This is a genomic window from Rhizobium sp. L9 (genome assembly GCF_002531885.1).
Classification (GTDB): domain Bacteria; phylum Pseudomonadota; class Alphaproteobacteria; order Rhizobiales; family Rhizobiaceae; genus Rhizobium.
This window is the reverse complement of record NZ_NWSZ01000007.1, coordinates 162,753-177,676: the sequence shown is the minus strand read 5'-3', so window position 1 is coordinate 177,676 and position 14,924 is coordinate 162,753. Positions and strand designations below refer to the sequence as shown.

13 protein-coding genes and 1 pseudogene are annotated in these 14,924 nt (G+C 60.6%); 5 read left to right on the top strand and 9 right to left on the bottom strand.

Features of this window, described 5'->3' with window-relative positions:
• Positions 1 to 46: 46 nt before the first annotated feature.
• Positions 47 to 1,192 carry a ribonuclease D gene (rnd, locus tag CO660_RS09185; RefSeq protein ID WP_097598444.1) on the bottom strand — a complete coding sequence of 382 codons (1,146 nt, stop codon included), beginning with the start codon at positions 1,190 to 1,192 and terminating at the stop codon, positions 47 to 49.
• Positions 1,193 to 1,323: 131 nt separating this feature from the next.
• Positions 1,324 to 2,715 (bottom strand): multicopper oxidase family protein, encoded by a 1,392-nt coding sequence (locus CO660_RS09180; RefSeq protein WP_097598443.1) that lies wholly within the window; start codon positions 2,713 to 2,715, stop codon positions 1,324 to 1,326.
• A gap of 255 nt (positions 2,716 to 2,970) precedes the next feature.
• Between CO660_RS09180 and aspS the strand changes: the two genes are divergently transcribed.
• Positions 2,971 to 4,761, top strand: a complete 1,791-nt coding sequence (gene aspS / locus CO660_RS09170; protein ID WP_097598539.1) for an aspartate--tRNA ligase — start codon at positions 2,971 to 2,973, stop codon at positions 4,759 to 4,761.
• Positions 4,762 to 4,894: 133 nt separating this feature from the next.
• On the opposite strand, the gene CO660_RS09165 is transcribed toward aspS, so the two are convergent.
• The gene (locus CO660_RS09165) at positions 4,895 to 6,082 is read right to left on the bottom strand and encodes a hypothetical protein (protein WP_097598442.1); all 1,188 of its coding nucleotides are present in this window, start codon (positions 6,080 to 6,082) and stop codon (positions 4,895 to 4,897) included.
• Between the two features lie 233 nt (positions 6,083 to 6,315).
• Between CO660_RS09165 and parC the strand changes: the two genes are divergently transcribed.
• Together parC and CO660_RS09155 are read left to right on the top strand one after the other, a co-directional pair.
• The gene (gene parC, locus CO660_RS09160; RefSeq protein WP_097598441.1) at positions 6,316 to 8,571 is read left to right on the top strand and encodes a DNA topoisomerase IV subunit A; all 2,256 of its coding nucleotides are present in this window, start codon (positions 6,316 to 6,318) and stop codon (positions 8,569 to 8,571) included.
• A gap of 220 nt (positions 8,572 to 8,791) precedes the next feature.
• Positions 8,792 to 9,250: an SRPBCC domain-containing protein gene (locus CO660_RS09155; RefSeq protein ID WP_097598440.1), complete on the top strand. Its 459-nt coding sequence runs from the start codon at positions 8,792 to 8,794 to the stop codon at positions 9,248 to 9,250.
• Here the strand turns inward: CO660_RS09155 and CO660_RS09150 are convergent.
• From CO660_RS09150 to hemB, 6 genes and pseudogenes are all read right to left on the bottom strand, one after another.
• Positions 9,240 to 9,627 (bottom strand): annotated as a pseudogene (locus tag CO660_RS09150) (type II toxin-antitoxin system death-on-curing family toxin). The gene CO660_RS09155 and the pseudogene CO660_RS09150 overlap by 11 nt on opposite strands.
• A complete protein-coding gene (locus tag CO660_RS09145) occupies positions 9,627 to 9,848 on the bottom strand; it encodes an AbrB/MazE/SpoVT family DNA-binding domain-containing protein (protein ID WP_097598439.1) in 222 nt (73 codons plus the stop codon). The pseudogene CO660_RS09150 and the gene CO660_RS09145 overlap by 1 nt, the downstream one beginning before the upstream one ends.
• A gap of 59 nt (positions 9,849 to 9,907) precedes the next feature.
• Entirely contained in the window at positions 9,908 to 10,789 is an 882-nt protein-coding gene (locus CO660_RS09140) for a DMT family transporter (protein ID WP_097598438.1), read from the bottom strand.
• Positions 10,790 to 11,566, bottom strand: coding sequence for an arginyltransferase (locus CO660_RS09135; RefSeq protein ID WP_085777700.1), 777 nt, complete (start codon positions 11,564 to 11,566; stop codon positions 10,790 to 10,792).
• Positions 11,567 to 11,762: 196 nt separating this feature from the next.
• A complete protein-coding gene (locus CO660_RS09130) occupies positions 11,763 to 12,221 on the bottom strand; it encodes an RDD family protein (protein ID WP_064801688.1) in 459 nt (152 codons plus the stop codon).
• A 74-nt stretch (positions 12,222 to 12,295) separates the two neighbouring features.
• Positions 12,296 to 13,309, bottom strand: coding sequence for a porphobilinogen synthase (gene hemB, locus CO660_RS09125; RefSeq protein ID WP_097598437.1), 1,014 nt, complete (start codon positions 13,307 to 13,309; stop codon positions 12,296 to 12,298).
• Between the two features lie 131 nt (positions 13,310 to 13,440).
• Between hemB and CO660_RS09120 the strand changes: the two genes are divergently transcribed.
• Together CO660_RS09120 and CO660_RS09115 are read left to right on the top strand one after the other, a co-directional pair.
• A complete protein-coding gene (locus CO660_RS09120) occupies positions 13,441 to 13,878 on the top strand; it encodes a DUF6163 family protein (protein WP_097598436.1) in 438 nt (145 codons plus the stop codon).
• Between the two features lie 130 nt (positions 13,879 to 14,008).
• On the top strand, positions 14,009 to 14,524 hold the full coding sequence (locus CO660_RS09115) for a MarR family winged helix-turn-helix transcriptional regulator (RefSeq protein ID WP_004673822.1): 516 nt from the start codon (positions 14,009 to 14,011) through the stop codon (positions 14,522 to 14,524).
• The last annotated feature ends 400 nt before the right edge of the window (positions 14,525 to 14,924 follow it).

Here is a 14,924-nt window from a genome sequence, read left to right as displayed (position 1 = left end):
CATTGTTTCAGCTGGGAAAAAAGCGTCAAGCGAATTCCATTTGGTTTCAGAGGCTGACGGTTTCAACCTTCCTTCCGGCGAAACGCAATCCGATCTGCCCCTGGATCAGCTGCAGTGCGGGCTCGCCGAAAAGATCGCGCCGCCAGCCATGCAGGGCAGCGACATCGGCCTTCTCGCCATCGGCGGCAATCTTGTCGAGATCCTCGCTGTTGGCGATCACCTTTGGCGCCACGCCATGTTTTTCGGAGATCAGCTTCAGCAGCACCTTCAAGAGTTCGACGGCGGCAGCTGCGCCCTCCGGCGCCTGCGCCTGACGAGGCACATGCGGCATCTCGGCTTTCGGTAGGGCAAGTGCAGCGTTGACCGCTTCGACGACCGCCGTCCCGGCGGCCGAGCGCTCCCAGCCCTTCGGAATCGTGCGCAAGCGGCCGAGCGCTTCGGCATCCTTAGGCTGCTGCTGGGCGACCTCATAGATCGCATCGTCCTTCAAGACGCGCGAACGCGGTACATTGCGGGCCCGTGCCTCGCGCTCACGCCAGGCGGCGACGTATTTCAGGACCGCCAATTCCTGCGGCTTGCGCAGGCGCATCTTCAGACGCTGCCAGGCGTCGTCGGGATGCATGTCGTAGGTTTCGCGCGCTTCGAGAATGTCCATTTCCTCGCGCAGCCACGACGTGCGGCCTTCGCGGTCGAGTTCTGCGCTCAGCGATAGGTAGACGTCGCGCAAATGGGTGACGTCGGCCAGCGCATATTCCAGCTGCTTTTCGGAGAGCGGCCGGCGGCTCCAGTCGGTGAAACGCGACGACTTGTCGATATGGACGTTCTTGATGCGGCTGACCAGCTGGTCGTAGGAGACGCTGTCGCCGAAACCGCAGACCATGGCCGCGACCTGCGTGTCGAAGATCGGATGCGGAATGAGATTGCCGCGGTTGAAGATGATTTCGATGTCCTGGCGCGCCGCGTGAAAGACCTTCAACACTTTCGTGTCCGCCATCAGGTCAAAGAATGGAGTGAGATCGATGCCCTTCGCCAGCGGATCGACGAGAACTTCCACTGTCGGGCTTGCCATCTGGATCAGGCAGAGCTCCGGCCAAAAGGTCGTCTCACGCAGGAATTCGGTATCGATGGTGATGAAGTCGGACTTGGCCAGCTCTTTGCAGGCGGCCGCCAATTCGGCGGTGGTTTCGATCATATCATTTCATTCGCAAGGAAAAGGTCGGTTGAACCTTCCTTCTCCTTTCGCTTCGATATGTCAATACAACAGCATAAGCTTCGAGCATTGCTGAAGAAGAATCACGTCCAAACTGAGGCAAGGCGAATGCTTCAGCTCACTCTGATATAGCTGGTCATTCCTGTCTTCTGATGTTCGATGATATGGCAATGCAGCACCCAGTCGCCGGGATTGTCGGCGACGAGGGCCAATTGCACCTTCTCATCCGGCTGGACGAGGTAGGTGTCGGACACCAGTGGCATCACCTCCCGCGTCGAGGAGGAGATCACCGTGAAACTCATTCCGTGCAGGTGGATCGGATGCGCGTGCGGCGTGGTGTTCTCAAGGTTGAAGACATAGCTCCTGCCGAGCTTCAGTTCCGCCAGCGGCGCCGTCGGATCGGGCGTGTCCCCGGGCCAGGGCACCTTGTTGATCGCCCAGAAGCTGTAGCCGAGCGTGCCGCAGATGCTCTCCACGGCGGCATTTTCCGCAGTGGCGCTCAACACCAGCGGGATCTGTTCGGCAGCGGAAAGATCGGCCTTCGGGACAGGATTTTGGCCAAGAGGCCCGAGATCGCCGATGTCGCGCTTCAGCGATGCTCCAACGGCACGCAGGCTGGCGATCGTCTTCGGTGCCGTGCCGCGAATGTCTTCCAGTGTCGCGACGGCGCCTTCGCCATCCGGCATGCGGACGGCGAGATCGAGCCGCTGGCCCGGCCCGATCTGCAGGAGGTCGAGGGTGAAGCGTTTCGGCACCGGATTACCGTCGATTGCGATGACGGTCGCATCTGCGCCCGCCATCTTCAGCGAGAAGATGCGCGTCACGTCGGTGATGGCAATGCGCAGCCGCACCAACCCGCCGGCCGGCGCATCATATTGCGGCTCCTGGCGCCAGTTGGCGGTGCGCACCGTGCCGTAGGTGCCGCTCTTGGCAGCATCGCGCGGCCGGAAGGGCGCGATGAACTGCCCGTCGCCTCCGAGACGCCAGTCGCGCAGATTGAGCAGCACTTCCGCATCGAACTCCGGATCGGCCGGATCCTCGACGACGAGCATGCCGGTCATGCCGTGTCCCATCTGCGTCAGCGTGTTGCAATGCGGATGATACCAGTAGGTACCGGCATCCGGCGGCGTGAAGGCATAATCGAAGCTGTCGCCGGTATAGATATAGGGCTGCGTCACGAAGGGCACGCCATCCATGCGGTTGTCGATGCGAAGCCCGTGCCAATGGATCGTCGTCGGCTCGTCGAGCCGGTTTTTCAGCCTTGCCGCGTAGGGCCGCCCCTTGGTCATCCGCAGAGCCGGCGGCATGCCGTCATGGCCCCAGCTCATGATGTCCCTGGTCGGACCCGCCTCGGTCAGCATGGCCTCGGTTTTCACAGCCATCAGCAGCTGCGGTTCCGGCGCCGCCTCGGCAAGCCCGAATTTGCCCGCAACGGCAACGCCGGCGCCATAGGCGCCCGCGACGGCGGATGCCTTCAGAAGGTTGCGGCGGGTCAGCAGAGGCATGCGGCGGCTCCAGGATGGGAATGCCGATCCTTTTAAAGTTGAGCTGCATCTTCATCAATACGGGAAACGCGGCCAAACTGCCGCAGCCTGTGGGTCGCAGCCTCGCCATAAACGCATGCCAAACCCGGGGGCGGGGCGCGCCAAGCCTTGACAAATCGGAGCGTCCATGCGCTTTTCCGCCCGATTTTCTTGTCGGCGCGGGAGGGTCTTCGAACCCCTGCTGCCGTCTTCAGCCACATGCCAGGATTTGAGATTATGCATCGCTACCGCAGCCACACATGTGCCGCCCTCCGCAAGACGGATGTCGGCTCGACCGTCCGCATCGCCGGCTGGGTCCATCGCGTTCGCGACCATGGCGGCGTTCTCTTCATCGACCTTCGCGACCATTACGGCATCACCCAAGTGGTCGCCGACCCGGATAGCCCGGCCTTCAAGACAGCGGAAACGGTGCGTGGCGAATGGGTCATCCGCATCGACGGCCTCGTCAAGGCTCGTACCGAAGACACCGTAAACAAGAACATGGCGACCGGCGAGATCGAGCTCTACGCCCAGGAGATCGAAGTGCTCTCCGCCGCCAAGGAGTTGCCGCTACCAGTCTTCGGCGAACCTGATTATCCGGAAGACGTTCGCCTCAAGTATCGCTTCCTCGATCTTCGCCGCGAAACCCTGCACAAGAACATCGTCAAGCGCACCCAGGTGATTTCGGCCATGCGCCGTGAAATGGGCAGCGCTGGCTTCACCGAATATACCACGCCGATCCTGACTGCCTCCTCGCCGGAAGGTGCGCGCGACTTCCTCGTGCCGAGCCGTATTCATCCCGGCACCTTCTACGCTCTGCCGCAGGCGCCGCAGCAGTACAAGCAGCTGCTGATGGTCGCAGGCTTCGACCGCTACTTCCAAATCGCGCCGTGCTTCCGCGACGAAGATCCGCGCGCCGATCGCCTGCCGGGCGAATTCTACCAGCTCGACCTCGAAATGAGCTTCGTCACCCAGGAAGACGTCTGGAACACGATGGGTCCGCTGATGACCAAGGTGTTCGAGGAGTTTGCCGAAGGCAAGCCGGTCACCAAGGAATGGCCGCGCATCCCCTATGACGAGGCGATCCGCAAATACGGTTCCGACAAGCCTGATCTGCGCAACCCGATCGTCATGGAAGCGGTGACCGAGCATTTCGCCGGCTCCGGCTTCAAGGTCTTCGCCGGCATGATCGCCTCCAACCCGAAGGTCCAGATCTGGGCGCTCCCTGCCAAAACAGGCGGCTCGCGTGCTTTCTGCGACCGCATGAACGCCTGGGCGCAGAGCCAGGGCCAGCCGGGCCTCGGCTACATCTTCTGGCGCAAGGAAGGCGATAAGCTCGAAGGCGCCGGACCGCTTGCCAAGAACATCGGCGAGGAGCGCACCGATGCGATCCGCACTCAGCTCGGCCTCGATGACGGCGACGCCTGTTTCTTCGTCGCCGGAGAGCCGGAAAAATTCTATAAGTTTGCGGGCGAGGCCCGCACCAAGGCCGGCGAAGAACTCAACCTCGTCGACCGCGACCGGTTCGAGCTCTGCTGGATCGTCGACTTCCCCTTCTTCGAATGGAGCGAGGAAGAAAAGAAGGTCGATTTCGCTCATAACCCGTTCTCGATGCCGCAGGGTGGCCTCGACGCGCTGCAGAACCAGGATCCTTTGACGATCAAGGCCTTCCAATATGACGCCGTCTGCAACGGTTTCGAGATCGCCTCGGGTTCGATCCGCAACCAGTCGCCGGAAACCATGGTTGCCGCCTTCGAGAAGGTCGGCCTCAGCCAGCAGGACGTCGAGGACCGTTTCGGCGGCCTCTACCGCGCCTTTCAGTATGGCGCACCTCCGCATGGCGGCGCCGCCTTCGGCATCGACCGCATCATCATGCTGCTCGTCGGCGCGAAGAACCTGCGCGAAATCTCGCTCTTCCCGATGAATCAGCAGGCTCAGGACCTGCTGATGGGCGCCCCAAGCCCGGCGACGCCTACGCAGCTGCGAGAACTCGCGATCCGGCCGATCCCGCCGGTCAAGAAGGACTGAGTTCGGCTTATTGTCGAATGGAAAAGCCCGGCGGCCGCCGTCGCCGGGCTTTTTGTTTGCGCGGATCGTCTGATTTGAAACAAGAAAGGGCCCGGCAGCGGAACTGCCGGGCCCTTTCTTGAGATTTGAGCGATCAGTCGTTGGCCGAAACCTTGACGCCGAGCACCTGCGGCAGCGTGTTCGGAGCGCCCATGGCAGCACCGACGATCGTCGGGAACGGCACCGGCTTTTCGGGAGCGGCCTTGACGGTCAGGCTCTTGGGGTCGTCGAGGAAGGTGTTGACGGCGGCCGAAACGGCGTTCTGCAGTTCCGGGATATTGAGCTGCGCCAGCATGATCGGCGTCATCGCCTTCAGCGAATCCGCCATCTGCTTGCCGGACATGTTCTGCTGCGAACCGGCATAATCGAGCGCCCGCTTGGTGATCGAGGCATCTTCGAAGCGCACCTTTGCGCCCTCGAAGGACAATTGCTGCATCAGGCCGAGCATGGCGAGGCCGAGCGCCTGCTGCGACTGTTCCTTGTTCGGATTGGCTTCGGATTGCTTCATCGCATCCTGCATCGACTTCATGAAGGCCATCGTATACCCCGAGATCTTGAAGCCAAGGTTCAGTTTGCCGATGTTGGTGAAGTCGAAGGCGAATTCCGAAATGTCGATCGTGCCGGGCGCGAGTTCCCAGGCGCCCTTCATGGTGATGTCGCCTTGGACGTGCTGCAGGGCGAGCTTCTCGATCGCGTCCTTGCTCTGCGCATCTTCGGCCTTGCTGAGATCGGCCTTCATGCTCTTAAAAGCGCCGTCGAAATCGAAGCCGGATTCGTCTTCGCGCAATGTCAGGTTCATGTTGCTTTCGAGCACGGAGAAGACTTCCGCGCCGTCCTTGACCACCTTCAGCGGGCCGGTATGGGCTGTTTCGTAGAGCATCATCGTATCGAGCGAGTCGCCGCCGGGCGTTGACGGGATCGAAATGCCGCCAAGCGTCAGCTGCTGCGCCGTCACAGTGACGCCATCTTCGGTCTTGTTGATGTCGGGGAAGGTCGCTTCTTCGATATAGTAACCACCGTCCTCGTCTTCCTCGACACCGGAAAGAGTGACTTCGCCGATAGGCAGGCTTTCGCCGCCGGTCGGTTTGAGGCTGACGTTCTTCAAGGTCACCGTCGTGCCGTCGATATCGATGCCGTCAGCCGAAATCGTTCCGCCCTGCGCGGCATAGGCGGCATTGAGCTTCTTCAGCAGATCGGCGCCGTCGAGAGCGAAAGCCGAGCCTGCGAGCGAGAAAAAGGCTGCGCCCGACAGCATCAGCCGCGTTGTCCGGTAAAAGTTCATAGGGTGATTCCTCTGGTGGCGTGTGACGGTTGGAAATCTGCAGTTACGCTACTACGGATTGGGCCTGCTTTATATTGCGGCCCACTAATTTTTTGTTGAAGGGAAGGGCAAACGAAATCCAAATTGCCGCGATGAGCTTGTCTCATCCTTTGATATCAGCCGGAAGACTTCATCCACAGCTGCAATGACCTGGATTCCTTGCCCGCCAGCCTCTTCTGGGCTAGTCAGGACCTATGGGACAAGAGATTTTGCCGCCTTCCGGCGGAGACGACGACAACATCCAACCGGTCGACCTGAAGGCGGCGCTTGAGCAGCGCTATCTCGCCTATGCGTTATCGACCATCATGCACCGGGCCCTGCCTGACGTGCGCGACGGGCTGAAGCCTGTCCATCGCCGCATCGTCTACGCGATGAACGAGATGGGGCTGAGGCCGACTTCAGCCTTCAGAAAATGCGCCAAGATCGTCGGCGAGGTGATGGGTAACTACCATCCGCACGGCGACCAGTCGATCTACGACGCGCTGGCTCGTCTCGCGCAGGATTTCTCGCAGCGTTATACGCTGGTGAACGGCCAGGGCAATTTCGGCAATATCGACGGCGACAGCCCCGCCGCCATGCGTTACACCGAATCGAAGATGACGGCGGTCTCCGAACTGCTGCTCGAAGGGATCGATCAGGATGCGGTCGATTTTCGCGACACCTACGACGAATCCAATTCCGAGCCGGTCGTGCTACCCGGCGCCTTCCCGAACCTGCTCGCCAACGGCTCCTCCGGCATCGCCGTCGGCATGGCGACCTCGATCCCGTCTCACAATGCCCATGAGCTATGCGATGCCGCCCTGCATCTGATCAAGCATCCCGATGCGACGGTCGAAAAGCTCGTCGAGTTCATTCCCGGCCCGGATTTCCCCACCGGCGGCATCATCATCGACAGCCGCGACAGCATCATCGAGAGCTACCGCACCGGCCGCGGCGGTTTCCGCGTGCGGGCAAAATGGCAGACGGAGGATCTGGGCCGCGGCGGCTATCAGATCGTCATCACCGAAATTCCCTTCCAGGTGCAGAAATCGCGGCTGATCGAGAAGATCGCCGAGTTGCTGATTGCCCGCAAGCTGCCGCTGCTCGAAGACATCCGCGATGAATCGGCCGAGGATATCCGCATCGTCCTGGTGCCGAAGTCCCGGAGCGTCGATCCGACGATCCTGATGGAATCGATGTTCAAGCTGACGGAGCTCGAAAGCCGCTTCCCGCTCAATATGAACGTCTTGTCCATGGGGCGCATTCCCAAGGTCATGGCGCTGAACGAAGTGCTGAAGGAGTGGCTGGACCACCGTCGCGAGGTGCTGCAGCGCCGGTCGCGCTTCCGTCTGGCCGCGATCGACAAGCGTCTCGAAATCCTCGGCGGCCTTCTGATCGCCTACCTCAATATCGACGAGGTGATCCGGATCATCCGCGAGGAAGACGAGCCGAAGCCGGTCATGATGGCGCGATGGGACCTGACGGACAATCAGGTCGAAGCAATCCTCAACATGCGGTTGCGCGCCCTGCGCAAGCTGGAAGAATTCGAGATCCGCAAGGAGTTCGACGAACTCACCAAGGAAAAGAGCGAGATTGAGGCGTTGCTTGCCTCCGACGACAAGCAGTGGCAGACGGTCGCCTGGGAAATCGGCGAAGTGAAGAAGAAATTCGCCAAGGCGACCGAGGTCGGCCGTCGACGCACCCAGTTCGCCGATGCGCCCGAAGCCGACGAGGAAGCGATCCAGCAGGCGATGATCGAGAAGGAACCGATCACCGTCGTCATTTCCGAAAAGGGCTGGATCCGCGCCCTGAAGGGCCACATCGCCGACACGGCGACGCTGACCTTCAAGGAGGGCGACGGCTTGAAAGTGGCCTTCCCGGCGCAGACGACGGACAAGATCCTGATCGTTACGACAGGCGGCAAGGCCTTCACGCTCGGTGGCGACAAGCTGCCGGGCGGTCGCGGCCACGGCGAACCTTTGCGTATCATGGTCGACATGGATAACGACCAGGCTGTGCTGACCGCCTTCGTCCACGATCCCTCGCGCAAGCAGCTGATCGTCTCGACGGCTGGGAACGGCTTCGTCGTGCCAGAGGCGGAGCTGGTCGCCAATACGCGCAAAGGCAAGCAGATCATGAATGTCGCGCTGCCGGAGGAAACGCAGCTGCTGGTGCCCGTCAGCGGCGATCACGTCGCCGTCGTCGGCGAGAACCGCAAGCTGCTGGTCTTCCCGCTCGCGCAGGTGCCGGAAATGTCGCGTGGCAAGGGCGTGCGCCTGCAGCGCTACAAGGACGGCGGCATTTCCGACGTCCGATGCTTCGCGATATCAGACGGCCTCGTCTGGGAGGACAGCGCCGGCCGCACCTTCACGAAGAACAAGGACGAACTCGCCGAATGGCTGGGCGATCGCGCCAGCGCCGGACGGACCGTGCCGAAGGGCTTCCCGCGCAGTGGCAAATTCGCTGGCTGAGGCTTTACAGCGCCGCGCGCTGTTCAGGCGCGCAAAGGACGCCGTAAGGCCTTGATTTTTTGTCGAACTAAATTCCGCTCTCGGCTCTTGGCGGGCGCGGGAACTTCTCTATCTCATTGCTGTTATCAAAGTGAAGAGAAGGCCGGTTGCGTGGGCGGACGGAGCGGCTGCGGTTCGTTGCGCCTCGGGAAGGCGCGCGTGCCCTACCGGAGGAAAATCGATGCCCGCCAGCACCATCAAATTGCATGTCAGCCACACATACAAGGCGCCGCCGGCGGCCGTCTACGACGCTTGGCTCAATCCGGAAATTGCCCGCCGCTTCCTGTTTGCGACTGATGAGGGTCACGTCATCCGTGCCGACATCGATCCGCGCGTCGGCGGACGTTTCTTCGTTGTCGACCGCCGCCCGACCGGCGACGCCTTTCATCAGGGCGTCTTCCTGGAATTGAAGCGCCCGCAACGCATGGTCTTCAGCTTTTCCGTCGAAGAGCACGACCACAATTGCGATCGCGTCGAAATCGACATCGAGCCTCTCGGCGGCGGCAGCCGCCTGACATTAACCCACGAAATGTGCGCCGAATGGGCCGCACACGAGGAGAAAACACGGCAAGGCTGGGCGCATGTCGTCGAAGCGCTCGGCAGGGAACTGGAACAGCAACAGTTGAAGGCTACCGGTTGAGCGGCACGCTGAAGTCCCGAAGGAAGCGTGTCGCGCCTTCCTCGTCAATCTCGCCGGCGGCGATGGCAAGGACGAAAGCGTAGAGATTCGCGTCGGTGGTCTCGATCTCGTAGCCATTTTCGAGAAGGAATACACCGGCGCACGATCGCGATGCGTTTGTTGCCGTCGACGAATGCATAGTTGCGGGCAAGGCCGAAAAGATACGCTGCGGCGAGTTCGATGACATCGTCGCAACCGTAATTGGCCTTATGCATCGGTCGGCCGAGGGCGGATTCCAAAGCGCCTTCGTCACGCAACCCGGCAAGCCCGCCGAAGCGCTCGATCTGCATTGTCTGCAGAGTCTCCACCAATGGCCTTGTCAGGAATTTGAAGGCCATTATTCGGCCAGTTTCTTCAAAGCAACCTTATACTTGTTCATGAAATGTCGTGCCACCTCGAGCTGACGAGACAAATCTTCCTCAGCCGGCCTCAAATTGATGCCGCCATTTTCCATTTGGAGTTCCAGCGAGTCGCCTGTTTTTAAACCGAGGCGATCGAGGATCTCTTTGGGAATGATGACACCCTCGGAATTTCCGATCTTACGGATCGTGACGTTCATCGCTCTGTCCTCTGTTTTAACGCTGTTATACACGGTGCCGAGAGGGCGACAACGTCACATCACGAGACTTGCCTGACGCTCTTCCGCCGCGCCATCCAGAGGGAATGCGCGGCGATTGTCGCCGTCAGGACGCCGCCGCCGACGAGCGTCGTCGTTACGGGCGTTTCGGCAAAGATCAGCCAGACCCAGATCGGGGCAAGCACCGTTTCCAGTAGATAGAACATGCCGACTTCAGGTGCGGAGAGGTAGCGCGGCCCGGTTGCAAGACACCAGAAGGCGACCGGCATCATGACGGCGCCGTTGAGGAGGATCCAGCCGGGATGGGCGATTGCAAACGCTGAGGGCAGAGCTTGCGCGAGGCCGAGCGCGGCCGGCAGGATGGCGGCAAGCAGCGGCACGAAGCCCATTTGCCGGCGCGAGGCACGCCCGAGTGTAATGGCTGCGGCAAGAATGAGCGCGCTGAGAAGCGCCATGGCGTCGCCAAAGATATGGCCGCTGGCAAGTCCTTCGCTTACAATCAGTCCGACGCCTGATATCATGAACAGCATGGCGATCAGCGTCGCCGCCGGGGGCTTCTCCTTGAGGAAAATCCAGGAAAGCAGCGCCCCGAACATCGGATTGAAGGCGACGATGAAGACGACATTGGCCGTGGCCGTATTGAAGACGGCCAGCACGAAAGTTAGGGAAGAGAGACCGTAGAGCAGACCGGCGATAAGACCAGGTCGCCCCGGAACGAGGACCGGCCACTTGCCCGAAACAAGGCGCATTGCTCCTAATATCACGAGCGTGGCGACAACCGTTGCTGCGCTCCGCATTCCGAGAACCCACCAGATGTCACCGTCGCCAAGGCGGACGAGCGGGATATCCATGGAAAGTGCCAGCCCGCCGATCGCCGTCAGCAGCAGGCCTTTCCGATGATCGGAAAGAGCGGTGGGGAACATTCAGTCGCGCGTGCTTTCGGGCATGGAGGAGGGGTCGAAACGTTCCCAGCCGCGCGGGGTCAGATGCTCCTGCGGCTGGAAACGGGTCTTATAGTCCATTTTCCGTGACCCCTGAACCCAATAGCCGAGGTAGACATGCGGCAGACCGAGCGCTTTCGTGCGCCTGACATGGTCGAGAATCATGAACGTGCCGAGCGAACGCCGCTCGAGCGCCGGATTGAAATAGGAATAGACCATCGACAGCCCGTCGCTCATCGTGTCGGTCAGTGCGGCGGCAAGCAGTTCGCCCTTCGGCCGCTCCTCCAGCCCGGAGCCTTCCTCGCGCCGGCGGTATTCGATGATTCGCGTGTTCACATGCGTGTCCTCCACCATGATCGCATAATCGAGCACGGTCATATCGGACATGCCGCCTTGCTGGTGGCGGAAATCGAGATAGCGCCGGAAGAGTGAATATTGCTCGCTGGAAGGCTGGGCTGCGAATTCCGTGGCGATGACATCGGAATTGGCGGCAAGCACCCGTTTCATCGATTTCGTCGGTTCGAATTCCTGGGCGAGAATCCGCACGGAAACGCAGGCGCGACAGGATTCGCAGGCCGGTCGGTAAGCGATGTTCTGCGAGCGGCGGAACCCGCCCTGGGTGAGGATGTCGTTCATCTCGGCGGCCCGCGGGCCGACCAGATGGGTGAAGACCTTGCGCTCCATCTCATGCGGCAGATACGGACACGCAGCCGGAGCCGTCAGATAAAACTGCGGGGATGGCGTCGTCTGCGTATTCATTTGTCGCGGAAGTTTCCTTGTCGAGACAGTGCCGTTTTCTGACAGCATGACTTAAGAATAGAAAACGTCAACAGCGCTGCGGTCTCCGCCCTTCATTTCAGTCTTCTAATCTTTGGATATGGAGCGTCGTGATGCCGGGTACAGGCAAGGCGGAGAGTTTTTTCGTCTCCGCCGCCAGGTCTTTAGACGGCAGGTCTCAGGCAGTGCGCACCGTCACCGTGCCGACCAGGAGGTCGTGGATGAGACGGCTGCGCTCGATAAATAGGCCGGCAAGCAGGATGAGCGGCGTCAGCACCGAGTTGAGGATCCAGAACAGCGCCAGATGCACGATCGCCGTCAGAAAATCCATCGGCCGGCCGTCGACGCGCACGATCGCAATTCCCATTGCCCGCATGCCGAGCGAAGCTTGGCTCGGCCCGCCGACGGTCAGGCCGAAGTAAAGGCCGGCGACGATGACGAAGAGGGCAGGGTAGAGGAAGAAGCCGAGGCCGAGCGTGACGATCGAAAGGAAGAACAAAACGATCGCCGCGGGAATGCACAGCAGCGCCACGATGAGGTAATCGAGGATGAAGGCAAAGACACGGCGGCTCAACACGCCGCTATAGGCGCGCCAGTCCTCCGGTGCGGCGTAAAGCGGATTGGGGTTGTAGCTCATCTCAATCTCCTCTCGCAAAAGCGACGCCGCTGATATGGTGTCGGCGGGGCGAAATACAATCATTCGCCCCGAAATCACCGTTTGCTGAGAATTTTCGCCACCTCGACTGCGAAATAGGTGAGGATGCCGTCGCATCCCGCCCGCTTGAACGACAGCAGCGTTTCGAGCATCGCCCGCTCGCCGTCGATCCAGCCGTTCATCGCTGCGGCCTTGATCTGCGTATATTCACCGGAAACCTGGTAGGCGAAGGTCGGCAGGCCGAAGGCCTCCTTCATCCGCCAGCAGATGTCGAGATAGGGCAGGCCGGGCTTGACCATCAGCATGTCGGCGCCTTCCTCGACGTCAAGGGCGGCATCGCGGATCGCCTCGGTACCGTTGGCCGGGTCAATATAATAGGTCTTCTTGTCGCCCTTCAGCAGGCCGCCGGTCGAGATCGCTTCGCGATAGGGGCCATAAAAGGCGGAGGCGAATTTCGTTGCATAGCTCATGATGCCGACGCTCTGGTGGCCGGCGGCATCGAGCGCGCTGCGGATCGCGCCGACGCGCCCGTCCATCATCTCCGAGGGCGCGATGATGTCGGCGCCGGCATTGGCCTGCATCACCGCGGCACGCGCCACCTGATCGACCGTCTCGTCGTTGACGATCTCGCCGTCTCTGAGAATGCCGTCATGGCCGTGGCTGGTGAAGGGGTCGAGCGCGACGTCGGTGATGATGCCGATATTGGGCACCGCCTTCTTGATCGCCGCCGTGGCCTGATTGATCAGATTGTTGGCCTCGAGGCTGTTCGAACCTGTCTCGTCGCGCAGCTCCATCTCGATGTTGGGAAAGGTCGCCAGCGCCGGAATGCCGAGGCCGGCCGCTTCGCGCGCGGCCTCGACTGCTTTGTCGATGCTCATACGGTTGACGCCGGGCATGGCCGGGATCGGATCGATGATACCGGAGCCCGGCACGACGAAGATCGGCCAGATCAGGTCGTCTACCGTCAGCCGGTTCTCCTGCACCAGCCGGCGAGTCCAGTCTGCCTTGCGATTGCGCCGCATGCGGCGATGGCCGGTGATGTCGTCGACGAGATGCGTCTTATCCTGCATGATATCTGTCCCTGGCCCATTCCATTTATCGGAGCGCTCATTATCATGGCGCCCGGAAAATCCAAACCGGACGATTGGCCGCGGCGGGAAAACCGCTTGTAACGATCCGATCCCGAACCGATGTTTGCGCTATGGAAACCGATTCCCCGACAATACCGAAACGCACGCTGGCGGATCTTCTCTTCATCCTGTTCCTGAGGCTGGTGGCCGTATCCTGCTTCTGGTTCGGGCTGCAATATTGGGCGATGCTCGTCGGTTATTCGCTGGTCGGGGCCGGCCGATTCGATCTTTTGAGCCTGCCGTGGAAGGTGGCCAGCACCAGCCTTGCCGTGCTTTTCCCCGTCGCCTCCCTCGGCCTCTGGCTCACCGTCTCCTGGGGGCCGGTTATCTGGGTGCTGGCAGCGGGCGGGCAGATTCTCATGTATGGTCTGCTGCCTGACATTTTCGGGCCCAATAAGCTGATCATCCTGCTGCATCTCATGGTCGCCGTAGTCTACTGCATTTTCCGCCTGTTGCTCTGGCTGGAAAAGCGCCGGCACCGCCGCCAGGTAAGTGTTGATTTACCCTGAAACAACGTGGGGTTTCCGGTAAGGCTCCATTAAGCCTGCGGTTTAAGTCGAATTTTATATGTATTCGATAGGGTCTCACTCAAGGCGGGAAGAAAACGACACCGCCAAACAAAACAGTGAGGCAGTCAATATGAACACGAAAATCAAGCCGCAGGCGGTATCCAACTTCCGTGACCAGCAGGATCAGGGCATCCGTGATCTTTACATGGAATCCCTTCATCTTGTCGAACGTCTTCATCGCCGTCTTCTCGACGTCATCAAGGACGAGTTCGACCGTCAGGGTCGCAGTGACGTCAACGCCATCCAGGCGCTGCTCCTTTTCAACATCGGCAATTCCGAGCTGACCGCCGGCGAGCTGCGCTCGCGAGGTTACTATCTCGGCTCCAACGTATCCTACAACGTCAAGAAGCTGGTCGACCTCGGTTTCATCAACCACCAGCGCTCCCGCATCGACCGCCGTTCGGTCCGCATCAGCCTGACCGAAACCGGCCAGGACATCGCCGAAACGGTCGCCAAGCTCTACGAACGCCACATCGCCTCGATCGATAAGGTCGGCGGCATCGGCACCGACGAGTTCACCCAGATGAACAAGCTGCTCCAGCGTCTCGATCGTTTCTGGAACGACTCGATCATGTACCGCCTCTAAGACCCTCGACCTCCTTTCAGGGTTGAAGAAAACCGGATGCGTTCCCTGCGCGTCCGGTTTTGCCGTTCGCGCCCGTGGCATCTTTGCAACGCATGGCAGGCAAGCGTAAGAGCCGGTATTCAAGCCGTTTTTTAGCCGTTATTAACCGGCACGATTTACCTCGTCACATGGTTCGTTGCGTGATGACTCGGCCATCGACAGCTATCTGCGGTCCAGGCAACACGAATTGGCCATATTGGTGTGGCAGCGGAAGGTTAACAACCGGCGCTTTCAATGGACCAGGAACATCCAGCCTTCCGCATCGCAATCTTGTGATGCGGTGGGCAGGATTTTCCGATGTGCCGGGAGAACGAATGGATAGGGATCTGCGTTAAGGCGCAGTGATATCGCAAAGCGCCGC